18 protein-coding genes are annotated in these 17,604 nt (G+C 37.7%); 10 read left to right on the top strand and 8 right to left on the bottom strand.

The window, feature by feature from the left end:
• Positions 1–127: 127 nt before the first annotated feature.
• On the bottom strand, positions 128–544 hold the full coding sequence (locus tag BBROOKSOX_RS04645; RefSeq protein WP_139660084.1) for a methyltransferase family protein: 417 nt from the start codon (positions 542–544) through the stop codon (positions 128–130).
• 55 nt (positions 545–599) lie between these two features.
• On the opposite strand from BBROOKSOX_RS04645, the gene ubiM reads away from it, so the two are divergent.
• The 10 genes from ubiM to BBROOKSOX_RS04595 all read left to right on the top strand — a co-directional run bounded on the left by ubiM (position 600) and on the right by BBROOKSOX_RS04595 (position 10,902).
• Positions 600–1,820, top strand: coding sequence for a 5-demethoxyubiquinol-8 5-hydroxylase UbiM (gene ubiM / locus BBROOKSOX_RS04640; protein ID WP_139660086.1), 1,221 nt, complete (start codon positions 600–602; stop codon positions 1,818–1,820).
• 1 nt (position 1,821) lies between these two features.
• Positions 1,822–4,335: a [protein-PII] uridylyltransferase gene (gene glnD / locus BBROOKSOX_RS04635; RefSeq protein WP_139660083.1), complete on the top strand. Its 2,514-nt coding sequence runs from the start codon at positions 1,822–1,824 to the stop codon at positions 4,333–4,335.
• An 80-nt stretch (positions 4,336–4,415) separates the two neighbouring features.
• A complete protein-coding gene (trxA, locus tag BBROOKSOX_RS04630) occupies positions 4,416–4,742 on the top strand; it encodes a thioredoxin TrxA (protein WP_139660082.1) in 327 nt (108 codons plus the stop codon).
• A gap of 153 nt (positions 4,743–4,895) precedes the next feature.
• The gene (rho, locus tag BBROOKSOX_RS04625) at positions 4,896–6,158 is read left to right on the top strand and encodes a transcription termination factor Rho (RefSeq protein ID WP_139660081.1); all 1,263 of its coding nucleotides are present in this window, start codon (positions 4,896–4,898) and stop codon (positions 6,156–6,158) included.
• 22 nt (positions 6,159–6,180) lie between these two features.
• Positions 6,181–7,341: an LPS export ABC transporter permease LptF gene (gene lptF / locus BBROOKSOX_RS04620; protein WP_139660080.1), complete on the top strand. Its 1,161-nt coding sequence runs from the start codon at positions 6,181–6,183 to the stop codon at positions 7,339–7,341.
• A gap of 33 nt (positions 7,342–7,374) precedes the next feature.
• Positions 7,375–7,770 (top strand): preQ(1) synthase, encoded by a 396-nt coding sequence (queF, locus tag BBROOKSOX_RS04615; protein ID WP_139660079.1) that lies wholly within the window; start codon positions 7,375–7,377, stop codon positions 7,768–7,770.
• A 16-nt stretch (positions 7,771–7,786) separates the two neighbouring features.
• Complete coding sequence (gene pcnB, locus BBROOKSOX_RS04610) at positions 7,787–8,962, top strand: polynucleotide adenylyltransferase PcnB (protein WP_139660085.1); 1,176 nt, start codon at positions 7,787–7,789, stop codon at positions 8,960–8,962.
• Between the two features lie 29 nt (positions 8,963–8,991).
• Positions 8,992–9,825 (top strand): SDR family NAD(P)-dependent oxidoreductase, encoded by an 834-nt coding sequence (locus tag BBROOKSOX_RS04605; protein ID WP_139660078.1) that lies wholly within the window; start codon positions 8,992–8,994, stop codon positions 9,823–9,825.
• Complete coding sequence (locus tag BBROOKSOX_RS04600) at positions 9,825–10,046, top strand: exodeoxyribonuclease VII small subunit (protein ID WP_139660077.1); 222 nt, start codon at positions 9,825–9,827, stop codon at positions 10,044–10,046. Before BBROOKSOX_RS04605 ends, BBROOKSOX_RS04600 begins: the two co-directional genes overlap by 1 nt.
• Positions 10,009–10,902, top strand: coding sequence for a polyprenyl synthetase family protein (locus BBROOKSOX_RS04595; protein WP_257607768.1), 894 nt, complete (start codon positions 10,009–10,011; stop codon positions 10,900–10,902). Before BBROOKSOX_RS04600 ends, BBROOKSOX_RS04595 begins: the two co-directional genes overlap by 38 nt.
• Before the next feature lie 8 nt (positions 10,903–10,910).
• Here the strand turns inward: BBROOKSOX_RS04595 and BBROOKSOX_RS04590 are convergent, their stop codons facing one another.
• The 7 genes from BBROOKSOX_RS04590 to BBROOKSOX_RS04560 all read right to left on the bottom strand — a co-directional run bounded on the left by BBROOKSOX_RS04590 (position 10,911) and on the right by BBROOKSOX_RS04560 (position 17,445).
• A complete protein-coding gene (locus BBROOKSOX_RS04590) occupies positions 10,911–11,855 on the bottom strand; it encodes a beta-ketoacyl-ACP synthase III (protein WP_139660075.1) in 945 nt (314 codons plus the stop codon).
• A complete protein-coding gene (gene plsX, locus BBROOKSOX_RS04585; protein WP_139660074.1) occupies positions 11,848–12,873 on the bottom strand; it encodes a phosphate acyltransferase PlsX in 1,026 nt (341 codons plus the stop codon). Before plsX ends, BBROOKSOX_RS04590 begins: the two co-directional genes overlap by 8 nt.
• Positions 12,874–12,902: 29 nt before the next feature.
• Positions 12,903–13,100: a 50S ribosomal protein L32 gene (gene rpmF, locus BBROOKSOX_RS04580; RefSeq protein ID WP_139660073.1), complete on the bottom strand. Its 198-nt coding sequence runs from the start codon at positions 13,098–13,100 to the stop codon at positions 12,903–12,905.
• A 4-nt stretch (positions 13,101–13,104) separates the two neighbouring features.
• Complete coding sequence (locus BBROOKSOX_RS04575; RefSeq protein ID WP_139660072.1) at positions 13,105–13,611, bottom strand: YceD family protein; 507 nt, start codon at positions 13,609–13,611, stop codon at positions 13,105–13,107.
• 63 nt (positions 13,612–13,674) lie between these two features.
• Positions 13,675–14,418: a 23S rRNA (guanosine(2251)-2'-O)-methyltransferase RlmB gene (rlmB, locus tag BBROOKSOX_RS04570; protein WP_139660071.1), complete on the bottom strand. Its 744-nt coding sequence runs from the start codon at positions 14,416–14,418 to the stop codon at positions 13,675–13,677.
• On the bottom strand, positions 14,418–15,293 hold the full coding sequence (locus tag BBROOKSOX_RS04565; RefSeq protein WP_139660070.1) for a peptidylprolyl isomerase: 876 nt from the start codon (positions 15,291–15,293) through the stop codon (positions 14,418–14,420). Before BBROOKSOX_RS04565 ends, rlmB begins: the two co-directional genes overlap by 1 nt.
• Positions 15,294–15,306: 13 nt before the next feature.
• Positions 15,307–17,445 carry an LPS-assembly protein LptD gene (locus tag BBROOKSOX_RS04560; RefSeq protein WP_139660069.1) on the bottom strand — a complete coding sequence of 713 codons (2,139 nt, stop codon included), beginning with the start codon at positions 17,443–17,445 and terminating at the stop codon, positions 15,307–15,309.
• Positions 17,446–17,604: the final 159 nt, after the last annotated feature.

Genomic DNA, 17,604 nt, shown 5'->3' with positions numbered 1-17,604 from the left:
AGGTATTTTAGCAAAAGTTGGTTGATTTGTCTATGGTTATTGTTGGTTTTATTGTTATAAATCAATTTGTTGTGTGGTTTTTAAGGGTTGACTATTTATGCAAAGGTCTCTAAAAAAAATCCTTTGTTTATAAAAAAGGCAAAAAACGCCCTGTTTTGTTTCTGTAGTCTTGATAAGTATCAAAACGCTGAGTAAGCAACTTTTCTTCTAAATTAGATTTTAGTATTAAATTAATCACTAACAAGAGCATAACACCCTGTGCTAAATAATGCGCATTGCTCAAGGTAAATGCTATGCACGATAGTAAAACGCTGGTGTACATTGGATGTCGAATATAGTGGTAAATACCCTTAACGACTAACTGGTGCTGGTTTTTTAAAGTAGGCACAATATTAAGATTTCTAGGTTTCATATTGACAACAGCCATTAGACCAATAACGACTGCAATAGCAAGTAGCCAGTATTCTAGTGTGGCTAAGTTTTCAAGTTGTGCATTAAGAATAAGATAAATAATACAACTAAATTGGATAACAACATAAATCATAATCAGTTTGACTAGTTATAATGAGGCTCTTATTATCTCATTATTAAAACTAAAGATGCAAACTAACTACGATATTGTTATTATTGGTGGCGGACCTGCAGGACTGAGCTTTGCGTGTTCGATGATAGGGGCTAATGTTCAAGTATTGGTGGTAGAGAAAGCGAATATAGATGCAATTTCTAAGCCTAAGTCCGATGGCAGAGAGATTGCACTAACGCATTTATCTTTAGGGATTTTAAAAAAGTTAGGCGTTTGGGATTTGGTTGAGCAAAAAGAAGTGTCTTTACTAAAAGAGGCTAAGGTGTTTGATGGTGATTCACCATCATTATTAAACTTTAGATCTGCGACCTCAGGCATTGAAGCACTGGGTTATTTAGTGCCAAATTATCAACTACGACAAGCACTTTATTATCGCGTACAACAAGCTGAAAATATTACTGTAATGACCGATGCTCTAGTAGAAGATGTGGCAAGTCACGAGTCACACTCAGATGTGTTGTTTGCTGATGGTAAGACGATTGTTGCTAAATTAGTAATTGCCGCTGACAGTCGTTTTTCTAATATTCGCCGCAAGGTCGGCATCGCGTCAATGATGAAGGATTTTTCCAAGGTAATGATTGTCACCACAATGAAGCATGAAAAATCCCACAACAATATTGCCTTAGAGTACTTTGATTATGGGCAAACTTTAGCGTTATTGCCAATGGTAGGTAATGAGTCTTCTGTGGTATTAACGGTAGAGACGCAAAATTCTAAAGCGATGTTAGCATTGAGTGAAGAAGAATTTAACACTAAAATGACGCAAGACTTCAGACATGAATTAGGGCAAATGACGCAAGTCGGAGAGCGCCATTCTTATCCTTTAATTGGTGTGCATGCAAAGACTCTTATTGCCAAGCGTTTTGCACTCATTGGTGATGCAGCAGTAGGCATGCATCCAGTAACAGCACACGGTTTCAACTTAGGACTTAGAGGGCAAGATATTTTGGCGGTTTTGGTGAAAGAAGCCTTGATACATGGACAAGATATTGGCTCTCAATCTTTACTTAAGCGTTTTGAAAAAAAACAAATTCATTTAAGTAGAGTAATGTTTTTCGGTACCAATGGTATTGTGGCGCTATTCACCAATGATGCGCCAATGGTCAAGCAAATTAGAAGGTTTGTGTTGAATTTTGCTCAACATTTCCCACCGATTAAGCATCTTATTACCTATCATTTGACCGAAGCCAGTAAATCTGCATTTCCAACACTAAAGAAAATACTAACGAATAAGTAACATGCAATTAAAAACTTTTAAAAATAGATATAAGCTTTTACAGGCGTCATTAGCACAAGACTTTCTAAAAAATCCTGACTTGATAGCTGGCTTAGTGCAAAAGCGTAGCGATGAAATAGACACTTTACTCAATGATATTTGGCAAGGTTTTGAGATTGACAACGCCTTGTGTTTAGCTGCTGTAGGCGGTTATGGTCGTCGTGAATTGCACCTGCATTCTGACATTGACTTACTAATTTTAATCCCTGATGGCACTCACGATACACATCAACAAAGCCTGTCTAAGTTCCTGACTTTTTTATGGGATGTGGGGTTAGAAGTAGGGCATGCAACACGAGATATAGCAGACTGTACGGCAAATATTGGTGATTTGAGCGTTGTAACGAACTTGTTAGAGTCTAGACGCCTTTTAGGTCAAGAATCTTTATTTTTAGAAATGAAATCAATGCTTAAGATGAGTGGCTGGTCTTCTCAATCATTTTTCGTTGGTAAGCAAAAAGAACAACACAATCGCCATTTAAATTATTCTAACACCGCTTATAACTTAGAGCCAAATCTAAAGGGAAGCCCAGGTGGGTTGCGTGATATTCAAACCGTAGTATGGGTGGCAAAGTGGTATTTTGATGTTAATCTTTTCTCTGATTTAGTGGATAAAGGTTTTTTAACTCAGAATGAATATGATTTGCTGGTGCAGTCTCAATTATTTTTATGGAAAGTGCGCTTTACCTTGCATATTATTGCAAAGCGTCGAGAAGACAGAGTGGCCTTTCAGTATCAGCGAGAAATAGCCAGCGTGTTAGGGTATCAGGATGCTGAGCGTATTGCGGTTGAGCAGTTTATGCGTGATTACTATCAAAGCGCAACTAAGGTGGCGCGTTTGAATGATATTTTATTGCAGTTATTTGAACAAAGTGTATTGCATGTTCAAAATTTGAATACGCGTTTTATTATTAGTCATGGGTATATTTGTATGACGGATGATGCGGTTTTTACCAAGCAACCCTCAGCATTTATTGAGATTTTCTTGCTGGTTGCCAAACATAATTATGTGCGCGGCATCAGTGCAGAAACACTCAGGCAAATGCAAAAAAACCTTGAATTGTGTGATGAGAATTATTACAAAAACCGCCAAAATAATCGCCTATTTATTGAATTATTGCAACAAAAACAGGGCGTTAACAAAGCGCTTAAATTAATGAATCGTTATGGGGTGTTAGAGCGTTACATACCTGCTTTTGGTAAGATAACAGGATTAATGCAATATGATTTGTTTCATGCTTATACGGTGGACCAGCATACTTTATTTGTGATTCGTAATCTTAGGCGTTTTTTTGTTAGTGATTTTTCCAAAGAGTTTGAGCTTTGTAGTGAAATTGCACAAAATATTGTCAAGCCTGAATTGCTATTATTAGCAGGACTGTTCCATGACATTGCCAAAGGACAAGGCGGTGACCATGCAATTCTAGGTGCAGAAGTTGTGCGTGAGTTTTTGAAATATCACAAATTTAAAATCAATGAGATATCCTTGGTGTCAGGTTTGGTGGAACAGCATTTATTAATGTCACAAATCTCACAAAAACAAGACCTTGAAGATCTTAATGTGATTAATCAATTTGCCAAAACTGTAAAATCTGTGCATTTTTTAGAGCTTTTGTATTTATTAACCGTTGCTGATATTCGTGCCACAAAAGAAAATTTGTGGAATGAATGGAAAGATTCATTGTTGAAAAAACTATTTTATAAGACCAAAGAGCAATTACAAAACTATGCTGAGCCCCTTAGTCTCGATAAGGAAGTTAAGACGGTTAAAGAAGCGCTAGCAAGGATGATTGAACAGCATGGGCTTGATGTTGTGCAAACGCAAAAAATACTTTCCACTTTGCCAAAAGATTATTTTTTGCGCTATCAGGTTGAAGATATTTTGTGGCATTTGCAACTGCTCAGTAAAGCAAGTGATAAAACAATTAGAGTTGCACAACATCTATCAGGCTCTAGTGTAGTGGATATTTTTGTGTATGGCGATGATACTAAGGGATTGTTCTTTAAACTGGTGGGTATTATTGAGAAATTGGGTTTGGACATCGTTGATGCGAAAATCTTAACCAGCAAAGACAACAAGGCTTACAATACGATTAGCGTTTTGCAAAATGAAAAATTAGAGTTAATTGATGTGAGTCAAATTATAGAAAATGAGCTGTTACAAGCACCTGCTACTGTGAGAGAAGTAAGTGATAAATATGCACATAAGCATTTTGACCATACAATACGCATTGCATTTTCGCATAATGAGAAATGGAATCTTACCCAGCTTGGGGTTAGTGCAATCGATAAACAAGGGGTGCTGTCGAATATTGCGCATATTTTTTACCAGTTGGATATTTATTTAGTGAATGCACGAATTTCGACTATGGGTGAGCGTGTAGAAGATGTTTTTTTTATCAGTAATGCCGACAATAAACCTTTAAGCAAGGCGCAGCAGAAGCAATTAAGACAGTATTTACAAGAAAATTTATAAAATAATGTTGTTAAACACTAAATAGACGATATAATTCGCTCAGGTTTTAGCTTTTTCTAGCGACAATAACACAACAATATATGAGTGATAAAATCAAAATAGTAACAGATGATTCCTTTGAATCAGATGTCGTTAATTCATCGCAAGCAGTTTTAGTAGATTTCTGGGCGCCTTGGTGTGGTCCTTGTAAGGCGTTAGCGCCAGTGCTTGATGAAATCGCTAGTGAGTATGATGGTAAAGTTACTATTGCTAAAATAAATGTTGATGAAAATGAGCAATCGCCACAGAAATACGGCGTTCGTGGTATTCCAACAATATTGGTATTTAAGGATGGCGAGGTTATAGCAACCAAGATGGGTGCTTTGTCAAAAGCAGAATTGAGTGCATTCATTGATTCAAATATCTAAAAAAAATACTAACTTTCATTAATGAGCAAAACTTATTGTTTTGTTGATTGAAAACTCTTAAACACTTTTTACAAACTAATTTTTTTAACTTTAATTAACCCACTCTGGTTGCTTTGAGCAACTTTATTTCTCCATAACCCAACCCCTAAAAATATGAAATTATCTGAACTAAAACGCTCGTCGGCTACCGAATTATTAGAATTAGCACAATCTCTTGGTATCGAAAACATTGCTCGCGCTAAAAAACAAGCCCTTATTTTCTCAATTCTCAAGTACAAAGCAACCAATGATGAAGAGGTGTTAGGTGATGGTGTGTTAGATATATTGCAAGAGGGTTATGGTTTTTTACGCTCAGCAGATGATTCCTATGTTTCTGGTCCAGATGATATTTATGTTTCACCCAATCAAATTCGTCGTTTTAATTTATCAACGGGTGATGTTGTTACTGGCAAGATTCGTGCACCTAAAAAAGGCGAGAAGTATTTTGCTTTGGTAAAGGTTTTTGAGGTGAATGGTGAGGACCCAGATAATGTTAGAAATAGAGTTTCTTTTGCTTCATTGACGCCATTGCATCCAAATGAGCGTATTGGATTAGAGATTGGTAATGGCGGCACTGAAGATATTACCGCCAGAATGATCGACCTTGTTGCCCCTTTTGGTAAAGGGCAAAGGGGGTTACTGGTTGCGCCACCTAAGGCAGGTAAAACAATGATTATGCAAAATATTGCCTCTTCTATTTCTCGTAATCACCCAGAGTGTGAACTGATTGTGCTATTGATTGATGAGCGCCCTGAGGAAGTAACAGAAATGGAGCGCACAGTGCGTGGTGAAGTGGTTGCCTCTACTTTTGATGAGCCAGCCAAACGCCATGTGCAAGTAGCTGAAATCGTTATTGAACAAGCCAAGCGTCGTGCAGAGCAGGGCAAAGATGTGGTAATTTTATTAGACTCAATCACCAGATTGGCGCGTGCTTATAATACCGTTGCACCCTCTTCAGGCAAAGTGCTAACAGGTGGTGTTGATGCGAATGCTTTACAACGACCAAAGCGTTTCTTTGGTGCAGCGAGAAACATTGAAAATGGTGGTAGTATCACTATTATTGCTACTGCCTTGATTGACACTGGCTCAAAAATGGACGAAGTTATTTATCAAGAATTCAAGGGTACAGGTAATATGGAGTTACACCTAGAGCGTCGTTTGAGTGAAAAGCGTATCTTCCCAGCCATTAATATTAATGCTTCTGGTACGCGTCGTGAAGAGTTGATTGTTGATGAAAAGGAGTTACAAAAGATGTGGATTCTACGCAAAATTTTGCACCCAATGGAAACAGTAGAAGCAGCAGAGTTCTTAATTGATCGTTTAAAGCTAAGCAAAACCAATGATGAGTTTTTCTCATCTATGTCACAGAAAAAATAACAACACATTTATACTTAGAGGTATGAAACTATCTGCTAATTTTAAACAAGCCTACTATTTAATCAACACCATTTTAGCGAAATACTTAATGCGTAATGCCTGGGTGTTAACAGGCGCTGTTTTTCTGATTATTAGCCTAGTGGTATTTGGTAATCAGGTGGTGTTAATGATTAAGGAAAGTATAAAGTACGGTATTCCTACAACAGATTTGGTGCCATTGATTGGTTTTAATATGATAAGAGATATTCCTTTAATCTTATCTCTATCGCTGTTTTTAGCGATTATCTTAACCGTTAGTAAATTCTACAAAAACTCAGAAGCCGTGGTGATGAATTCACTTGGCTTAGGTGACAAACACTTTATGGTGTTTATACAACCTGTTGTTTTACCTATTTCACTTTTTATTTTGCTTTTAACAACATTGGTAGTGCCTTGGACTCAAACACAAAAAAGCATTATTATGGAGCGTAGTCATCATACTTCAGAATTTGCATTCATCAAACAAAAAGAATTTCAAGCATTTAAAAATGGTGAGGTTGTTTTTTATACCTCTAAGGTGAAGGGCGCTGATGGTGATGCACAACAACAGATGGAAGAGGTGTTTATTTATACCTCAGGCAAGAGTGAGCCAATTATTACCTTGGCTAAACGAGCGCAAAAATATACGGACCCTAAAACCCATGGTACTTATTTGCGCTTAGAGGATGGTATGCGTTATCATGGTTTTCCAAGTGAGGCTAACAAAAAAGTCTTGAATTTTGATGTGTATGATTTGCAGATTATTGATGGCGAGGCTGACTCTGATAAAGATTTCACCAAAGAGGAATCGCAAGGCATGATGGATTTGCTTTATTCGGATAATCCTAAGGATGTTGCTGAATTTCAGTGGCGTTTATCACAGCCACTGAGTATCTTTATTTTGTCTTTTTTAGGTGTTTTACTGGGTAAAACTTCTCATCGGGGTGGAAAAAACTTAGGCGTACTATTCGGTATAGCGGCTTTTATCCTCTATAACAACGCTTTGCTTATGGCGCGCTCATCTTTAGAGCGTGGAGAGATTTCCGCACTTGTTGGCTTGTGGTGGGTGCATTTACTGATGTTTGGTTGTATTTTTCTGTTGTATGCTTATCGACACGAAAAATTACCGATGATAACGAATTTGTTATTAGAGAAGGTAAAATAACCCCACATTTATATTTTAAAAGGAATTTATTTAATGTCATCTCAAGCAAGCAAAACCTTAGAAGTTTTTGACAATCCAAATAGGGCGCGTGATTATGTGATTCAAATTGAACTACCAGAGTTTACTTGTCTTTGTCCAAAGACAGGACAGCCAGATTTTGCCACACTACATTTAGAATATATTGCGGATAGGGACTGTGTTGAGTTGAAGTCTTTGAAAATGTATATTTGGTCATTTCGTGATGAAGGTGCTTTCCATGAAGCGGTAACCAATCAAATTTTAGAAGACTTAGTAGCAGCAACCAATCCGCGCTTTATGCGTCTTAAAGCGATTTTTAATGTGCGTGGTGGTGTTTATACAACCGTCATTGCTGAGCACCAACAATCAGAATGGCAGCCTAAGCCTAGTGTTGATCTCAAACATATTTAAAAAATTTTCGCAAGTGATGAGAGGCTCTAAGGTAGAGCCTGTTCGTCAGTCGGCTCAATTCCCAAAAAAATTCTTGGATAAAAATGCGCTTAGGGTGGTTAACACTATTCACAAAGCAGGTTTTGAAGTTTACTTGGTCGGTGGTTGTGTTAGAGATTTACTACTGGGTTTAGAGCCCAAAGATTTTGATGTGGCAACCAATGCCAAGCCTGAACAAGTACACAAACTGTTTAAGCGTTCGCGCGTGATTGGACGACGTTTTCGCTTAGTGCATGTCATGTTTGGTGCGCGTGATTTTATTGAAGTTGCTACTTTTCGTTCTGGTAAAGTACAAACTGCCAAAAATGGCGTTATTATGCGTGACAATCGCTACGGAAAATTAGAAGAGGATGTAGTGCGTCGAGATTTTAATATGAATGCGCTATATTACGATGTGCATAAGCAAGAAGTTATTGACTATGTTGGTGGCTTAAAAGATATTGAAGCGAGTGAAATCCATATGATTGGTGATGCTAGAGTGCGCTTTAAAGAAGACCCAGTGCGTATGATTCGTGCTATTCGTTTTAGTCAAAAGTTAAACGCAGAGCTAAGCAATGAGATTCAAGATTGCATAATGGAGCAGGCGCCATTACTTAGCAATATTTCGCCAGCGCGCCTGTACGAAGAGTGTATTAAACTGTTTCAAAATAAATACTCGTTTCAAGTATATGAGCAATTAGAACATTATGGGTTATTAAAGCATTTATTTAAGCAAACACACAAGGACGCTTTCATTAAAAAAGCATGCATCAATACCTCTCAGCGCATTAAACAGAATAAGCCAGTCACACCCGCTTTTTTATTTGCTGTATTTTTATGGCAGGCACAAAATAATCGCTTTATTCATATTAAGAAGAAGCAACGCTCTTTCAATTTGGCAATGATGCAGGCTTGTGATGAGACGATTATCCAACAAATTAAACAAGTATCACTACCAAAATATTTGACGGCTAGAATTAGAGACATTTGGATGATGCAGTCAAAATTGGAAAAGATGCACCCAAAAAAAGTACAATTTTTATTGAGGCACCCACGATTTAGAATGGGTTATGACTTTTTGGTATTGCGTAGTAAGAGTATCAATCCAGAACTCAAAGAAGCTGCTGATTTTTGGACAAAAGTGCAAGAAGAACCTTTGGGCAGTCATGAATAATCATCTTGCATAATGATGCAAAGCCGCTTATGAAATCTGTTCTAATCACAGGCTGCTCTTGTGGTATTGGTTTGTGCGTAGCACAAGGCTTAAAGCAAGCAGGTTATCGGGTGTTTGCTAGCGCCAGACAAGAAAAAGATGTGGAGATGCTTAAAGCCCAAGGTTTTGAAGCGCTACACTTAGATTTGTCCTCATCTGTGTCCATTAATAGGGCAATTAATGCCGTTTTTAAGAAGACAAATACATTGTATGGTTTAATTCATAATGGTGCTTACGGGCAAGTAGGGGCGTTGGAAGATGTCTCTCGTCAAGTCCTAGAAGCTCAATTTCAAACCAATGTTTTTGGTTGGCATGAATTGAGCAATTTGGTATTGCCAAAAATGAAGCAACACAACGAAGGTCGCATTATTTATCTCAGTTCGGTATTGGGCTTTGTGGCAATGCCATTTCGCGGGGCTTATAATGCCTCTAAATTTGCCATTGAAGGTTTAGCAAATACTTTACGCTTAGAATTATCAAATACGCAGATACAACTGTCTTTAATTCAACCTGGACCGATTGAATCTGAATTTAGAGCGAATGCTTACAAGGCTTTTAGTCAACATATAGATATGGAAAATAGTGATTATCAAGCAAATTATCAAAAGATGATTGTGCGTTTGCAATCAAAAGAATTAGCAGATTTCACTTTAGGTGCAGAAGCAGTGTTAAAATGTTGTCTGCACGCACTCAGTGCAAAACAAGCAAAAATTCATTACCGTGTAACATTTCCAACAAAATTGTTTGCGGTGTTGATTAGACTATTACCAACTTGGTTAATGGATAAAGCGTTAAATAAAGCCGGCGGTGGCGGAGAAAGATAATGACAAAAAAATTTGATTTTAATAAAGGCTTAAGTGAGCTTGAAGATATTGTGAAAACGATGGAGTCAGGCGATTTGAGTTTAGAAGATTCTTTAAAATATTTTGAGCAAGGCGTAGCATTAACGCGCAAATGTCAAACAGCACTCAGCAAAGCGGAACAAAAAATTGCACTATTGAGTGCTGATGATAACTATCAATCCCAGCAACTACTTGAACAATAGTTTGATGGACTATACCTATACCAAGCGTGTTAATCAATACTTAGACAAAGTTTTATCTAATCAAGGTAGTTTAACCGAGGCAATGCGTTACAGTGTTTTGTCAGGTGGTAAGCGCTTTCGACCGACTCTAACCTATACGGTGGCACAGAGTTTTGGTGTCAATCTTGATTTGGCTGATGGGTGCGCTTGTGCAGTAGAGTTGATTCATGCTTATTCTTTAATTCATGATGACCTGCCAGCCATGGATGATGACGATATTCGTCACAATCAACCTGCTTGTCATAAGCAATTTGGCGAAGCGCAGGCTATCTTGGCAGGTGATGGCTTGCAAGCTTTGGCTTTTGAGGTGTTGGTGAGTGATATACAGTTGTCAGCACAAACAAGAATTAATACTTTGCAAGCGCTTACTCATGCTGCTTTTGAGATGGCGCAGGGGCAGTCTATTGATTTGGGCGTGGCTTCAAAGATAATTGATATCGATACTTTGAAAGATATGCATCAGAAAAAAACGGGTGCCTTACTAGGTTGTGCAGTCAAACTCGGTGCTTTGGTATCTGAGTCTTGTAGTGAGCAAGATATACACACATTAGAGTGCTTTGCTAAAAATATTGGTTTAGCCTATCAAATTCAAGATGATGTGTTGGATGTGCTCACCCCTGAAGAAATTTTAGGAAAAAAACAGAATTCCGATGCTGATAAAAATAAGCCGACTTATCCAGTTTTATTGGGTTTAGAGCGCTCAAAATCTGAGTTTGAGCGTTTGTATCAACAAGCATTCAATGATCTAGAGGCACTGAGTGTGGATACAACGCAATTACGAGTGCTAACTTTGAAATTACAAAATAGAAAATTTTAGACTTAATCTTAAAATTTAACGAGAACGCTACCCCAACTAAAACCACCACCAATACCTTCGAATAATAGCTTTTGTCCTTTTTGGATACGACCATCACGCACCGCTGTATCAAGTGCCAAAGGAATTGAAGCGGCAGAAGTATTGCCGTGTTTGTCTAGGGTAACCACCACTTTATCCATTGGCGTTTTAATGCGCTTGGCAACGGCTGAAATGATGCGGATATTGGCTTGATGTGGTACCATCCAATCAAGTTCATCAGCGCCCATATTGCAGGCTTTTAGTGTGTCTTGTGCTAAAGAAGATAGGCGGTTAACGGCAATCTTGAAGACTTCATTACCTGCCATTTCAATAAAACCTGTTTCGTTGATAGTATTGTTGCTAACTTGCAAAGAAGATAGATAGTTGCCATCACTAAATAATTTTGAGTGCAGAATGCCTGTTTCTTCGCTGCCTTCTAGAATGACAGCGCCAGCGCCGTCACCAAATAAAATAGCGGTAGAACGGTCTTTCCAGTCAACAATACGAGATAAAGTTTCACTACCAACCACCAATACTTTGTTAGCTGCACCTGTTTTAATGTATTGCTCGGCCGTTGTTAGGGCAAAAACAAAGCCCGCACAAACCGATTGCAAATCAAAAGCAGGGCAGTTAGCACCAATCGCTTTTTGTAATATAGTTGCTGTTGCTGGGAAAATCTTATCAGGGGTGGTGGTGGCTAAAATGATTAAATCTAGTTCGGTAGCATTAATACCTGACATTTTTAATGCATTATTGGCTGCAATGAGTGCCAAATCACAGGTTGATTCATTGGTAACAATGCGCCTTTCTTTGATACCTGTGCGCGAGGTAATCCACTCATCAGAAGTGTCAAGCGTTTTGGATAAGTCGTCATTAGTAACAATCTTCGGTGGTAAATACGAACCTGTGCCAATAATTCTTGCAAATTTATTCATTGTTTTTTTTTAATTCTAAGGATACTTGTGTTGCTATTTTCTCAGTAATTTTAACTTGCACTTCAAGATAGGCTTCTTTTATTGCCTGAAAAAATGAATCAACATCAGCGCCACCGTGACTTTTAATCACAATACCGCGTAGCCCCAATAGGCTAGCGCCGTTATATTGTCCAGGATCAAGACCGGCTTTAAAATCTTTTAAAACAGGTCTAGCGATGAGTGCGATTATTTTGGTAAAGATGTTCTTGGTAAAGGCTTTCTTAAGGTGATGTCCCATCATTGATGCCACACCTTCGCTAGCTTTGAGTGCAATATTACCTTCAAACCCATCGCAAACCACTAAATCAACACTGCCTTTATAAATATCATCACCTTCAATAAAGCCAATATAATTAAGATTTGAGGCTTTTAATAGTTCAGAAGTTTTTTTGATATTTTCATTGCCTTTCATTTCTTCTTCACCAATATTTAGTAAACCAACGGTTGGTGAATTAATATTTTCAGTATATTTAACAGCAATAGAACCCATAACGGCAAACTCAACTAAGGCTTTAGGTCCAGAATCAACATTTGCGCCTAGGTCAAGCATATGTGTGTGTCCGTCCATCGTTGGCATACGACCCATAATCGCAGGGCGACTAATGCCATTTATGGTTTTAAGTACAAAGCGAGAAATTGCCATGAGTGCACCTGTATTGCCAGCACTAACGCAAGCATCAACAGTGTTGTCTTTGACTAAATTAATGGCAACACGCATGGAGGCATCTTTCTTTTTGCGTAACGCATTTGAAGGTGATTCATCCATAGTGATAACTTCACTCGCATGTGTAACACTAAAGCGCTTGCTAAGTTTTTGACCAGAAGGGTGTTTATTGAGTTCTGTTTGAATACTACGCTTATCGCCGACAAAGACTAACTGCAAATCTGGAAACACATTCAAAGCCTTAATGCCTGCTACAACAGTTATGGGTATCCCATGATCCCCTCCTGATGCATCAATTGACACCTTGATTGTCATAATAAATCAAGAATCCTGATTAAGGTTTTTTAAGCCTCTACTTCCGGAATTTCTTCTACTTTGTTAAGAACTTTCTTACCACGGTAGTAACCATCAGCAGTGATATGGTGACGCAGATGAGTCTCGCCAGTTTCTTGATCTTCAGATAAGGCTGGACTTGTTAATGCATTGTGCGAGCGACGCATACCTCTCTTTGAAGGGGTTTTTCTACTTTTTTGAACGGCCATTTTATTACTCCTTAGTTATTTTTAATTGTTCTAATATTGCAAAAGGGTTTTCACGCTTTTGTTGGTTTATCGGTTGTGTGTTTTGATACGCTATGCATCCATAATCATGCATTGGCGTCATCGGGATAACTATTAACACTTCATCCGTTATAAATTCAATTGTCGAAAATTCATCCTCAGTACTTAGAATCATCTCAAAGCTAGAGTCTAACTCTTCACCTTGTTGTTCGTTTTGCACAAAAGCAAGCTGAAATTTAGGTTCTAAATGAAGTTTGACTTCATCTAAACATCGTTGGCAGGTCAGTGCCAAATCCAGCTTGATTTCACCTTTGATGCAAGGAATCCTGCCGTATTCAAGATTAAAACTTAACTTAACATCGACGCTTGAATCTTGGTTACTGACTAAATCTCTAATTCTAGGTAAATCTTTTACTTGATAGGTTTGCGAAAAGATTAACGACCTAGAGGCAAACTTAAGAAGTTTAATTTGTTCGGGTATTCCTTGTTTCATTGCAAAAACCTGATAATTTTACCAAAAAAAAGACACTTTCAGGAGATTAATTATACGAAGAGCCTAATTTAATCGCTGTCTGCTTGCTTCAAACAAAGCAATGCCTGTGGCAACTGAAACATTTAAACTTTCTACATTACCTTGCATTGGAATCATTGCCAGTTGGTCGCAAGATTTCTTAGTAAGGGAGCGCAATCCTGAGCTTTCAGAGCCCATAATAATCGCACTAGGCGTACTTAAATCTATTTGATAAAGTGATGTTTCAGTTGAGCTGTCTAAACCTATTACCCAAATATTTTCTTCTTTTAGTGCTTTAATTGTACGCGCTAGATTAGTCACTGAGAAGATTTTGAGCTGATTAAGTGCACCTGCTGAGGTTTTATGTACTAGGGCATTAATGGGTGCTGATCCGTCTTTATTAATGACCACACAATCCACACCTGCGGCATTTGCACTACGCAGACAAGCACCTAAATTTCTTGGGTCTTGTATGGAGTCTAGGATAAGTATTAAGGCTGTTTTTTCAAGTTTGTTGATGTGTTGCATTAATCCATCTTGATTTGGTAGGGTGGGCAGTAATATTTCAGCAACAAGACCTTGGTGTGTTTGGTTTTTGGTAAGTTTATCTAACTGTTGCCTTGTTGTATGCTGTGTGTTGATGCCTAATTTGTCAAGTTGTGTGCTTATTGTGTTGAGACGCTTGTCGTTGCGACTGTCTAGTGTGTAGACTTTAAGTAAGCATTCTGGATTGGACTCTAGCTGTGCTTGGATTGCGTGAAACCCAAAGATAATGATGGATTTTGACATTAAAGTTTATGTTCAAAAATATCTATATAGGTCTCTTTTGTGCGTAATGTCTTGACCCACTCTTGAAAAAAGGCATTGCGTTTAGCTTGAAGCAATTGTGCTTTAATATTTAATATATGTGTATCAACTTCTCGCTCAGCAATCACCCTAATAATTAACCAATCCTGTTCAATTTTAAAAGGCGCAGACACTTCATTTAACCCAAGATTTGACAGTTGCTGTTGAAACAACTCAGGGAGTTTGTTTTTTTCTAGCCAAATAAACTCTATCACAGGGTCTTTAGAATATTGTTTAGCAAGCTCGGAAAATGAAGTGCCACTTTTAACCTGCTCACTTATTTTTGTAATATGTTCTTTAATTAATTGAGCAGTAGCGTATTTTTTATCGGCAGTATTGAGCGTAATTTGTTCGATTTTAATTTGTTTAAGCATATGACTTGCACCCGCTGGATTTTTGGCAAGCGCTTCATCAACTTCTGCTTGTGTTATTGTGATATCGCCTTGTTGTAAGACAAATTCTTTCAAGCCTTTAAAGGAGAGTTCTTGAGAAGTGCGCTCAACAATTTCATCGAATTGATCACTGGAGTGTAATTGCGTCAAAGTTAAATTATTTCGCTCGGCAATTTTGACCAACATTGCATCAATAATCACAGGTTTTGGTTTGATGCCTAACTCTTGTATTTTTTCTTTTTGTAAGGCTATGTCAATTTGTTGATTGACAAGTGCTAATTTTTGGGCTTTGGTGGTGTCTTTATTGATTTGGTTTGCAATACTGCTGTAAGTAATAATGTTATCGTTAACAATAGCAATAATGCTGTTAGGCACAGACCAAGCGTTAAGCGAAAAAACCAGCGTAAGTGTCAGTAAGTATTTCATTCAAAGTCCTCTGTTATTCTAAATAACTCAAATAGTTGGGTATATCTTCTTCTAAGCGTGCTGTCAAACTAGAGTTGCTTGAAGCCAAGCCTTTAAGTACAAATTCAAATTTCACCACATTGTCGAATTTACTGTTAGATGTAATTTCTTTAAGTTGTGCAACGCGTATTGCCCAGCAGCAAGATTCATAGGCAACACCAATGGTTTTTTTATTATTGATGGAGTCGCTTAGCGAGCGGTTAATACCAGCAAAGGCGTGTACTTTTTGTGTGATTGGATAAGCGCCATACAAGCCCGCCGACCTTTGTTCGCCATCATCACCCTGTGTTAGGGTGATGAATTTTCTAGCGTTTGATACATAACTTAATGCACTGTGATGCTTTGCAACTTCGCTCAGTTGTGTGTCGTATTCTAACGCGTTATTAAAGGTAAACTTACCCATGGTAAGATCAGCGCCAGCAATAATGTTTGAATAATTTTTGCCAGCTTTTTTGTCTAGATAGTGCGCTTGAGCGATTTTTAGTGCCAAATAAGTTTCGCCTGTTTTTTGGTCAATAAAATCAGACTCAAGTCCAAAAGTGATATCATTAACTTTGCTGATTTTGTCAAGACCTGTGTACTTTTTGCCAGAAAATAAGTTTTTATAAGTGTTGCTCATTTTTTCAGAATCAAAGTCCGGTAATGCATTTTGGTTTTTATATGGGGTGTAGTTGTAGGCCAATCTTGGCGTTAATGTCTGGGTGACGCCTGTACCAAATAAACGAGTGTCTCTTTCAAAAAACAACTTAGAGTCAATGCCAAAACTATAGATGGAGCGGTCTTTTTTTGTTTTATCATCCATTGCATATTTTGTTTTAGAGATTTCAAATTTAGGCTGTAGTGAATAAGCACTGGTCTTAATATCACGCGTAAATGTTGCTTGAGCATGGGTTCGAGTACCCGTTTCATTGGTGCCTTTAGTTTTGTGTTTAAATTGGGTGCTAACGATAGAAAAATTAACTTCTCTACCATTTAAACCTACTACTTTTTTATGAATAAAAACCTCAGGCGCACGCGTGTATTCTGCATCGTTATTATGACCAACTAACTGCTCACTTTCAGCAAATATTGAGGCACTAAGATTGTTTTCTTTATTTTTATAGGCTAAATCAACAGAAGAGATTAATGAGGTTTCCCTAGTATTGTCATGTGAAATTTCTTTAAAATATTGCTTGTCTGATACACGCTTGCTAATGATATTTAATGCAGTTTTGTCATTCAAAGACAAGTCTAATTTTGAGTCAACATACCAACGCTTTTGTTTGCTGATTTTGTCTTTGTTGAGATAATGACCCTCAATCTCAATGCGTCCGTTGTCAAATAGTTGGCGGTATTTACCCTCAATAGCCTCGCCTCGAGTAGAAACATGGTTGAGTGTTAATAAAAAATCACGATCAGGTGCGATATTAAAGTAGTAAGGGATGCGAATTTGATATCCATTTTTGTCATTGTGTGAATCATCAAAAGTCGTCAGTGTTGGCGCTAAGGAGCCAGAGCTTCTGCCTTTTAGTTTCCATTCATAATGCGGATAATAAAAGATTGGTACACCCATTAATTCAATGGTTACATTTTCAGCAATACCTTTGTTAGCTTTGGAGTTGAGTGTTATTTTAGCGGCTTTCATCACCCAATCAGTATTGCCAACTGGGCACAAAGTATAAGAAACTGAGTCAAAAGTTTGTTCTTTACCGTTATTGACAATTTTTTGCGCCTGACCATTGATTTTGCTTTCTGGGTAATGGAATTTAACTTGCTTAAATGTAGAGTCTTGCTTTTTTACAACTGCACTATCACTCGTTAGCATTATGCCGGCGTTTTGGAACTTGATATTGCCATGCGCTTTTGAAGTTTTAGTGGCTTTTTGTAAGTTGATTTTATCTGCTGCCAAGTAATATTCGGCTGAATTAATAACAGCATTGCCTGTTAGTAAGTAATTGTCACCAGCCACTTCACTATGGTCTGCACTAATATCTAAATTTTTGGCATCCTTAGAGAGAACTTGCTTAGGAAAAAGCAATGATTTAGCGCTACAGCTAACAACATAATCTTGCTCTTGTGCGTTAACAATACTTGATAACAAAATAATAGTAGAAAGAGCGAGTTGCTTTCTCATAATAAACCCTGTATTTAATTTAATAATTCAAAGAGACCTTTGCATAAATAGGAACAATCATCAGAAACCCACTTTTCACCCACTTGGCGATTTTTTAAACCCAGCCTTAGCCCTGCTAGGACAAGGTTTAAAGAAATCACCAATTGGGCAAAAATTGGA

This window comes from bacterium endosymbiont of Bathymodiolus sp. 5 South, assembly GCF_900128535.1.
Lineage (GTDB): Bacteria > Pseudomonadota > Gammaproteobacteria > PS1 > Pseudothioglobaceae > Thiodubiliella.
This window is presented reverse-complemented; position numbering and strand designations above follow the sequence as displayed.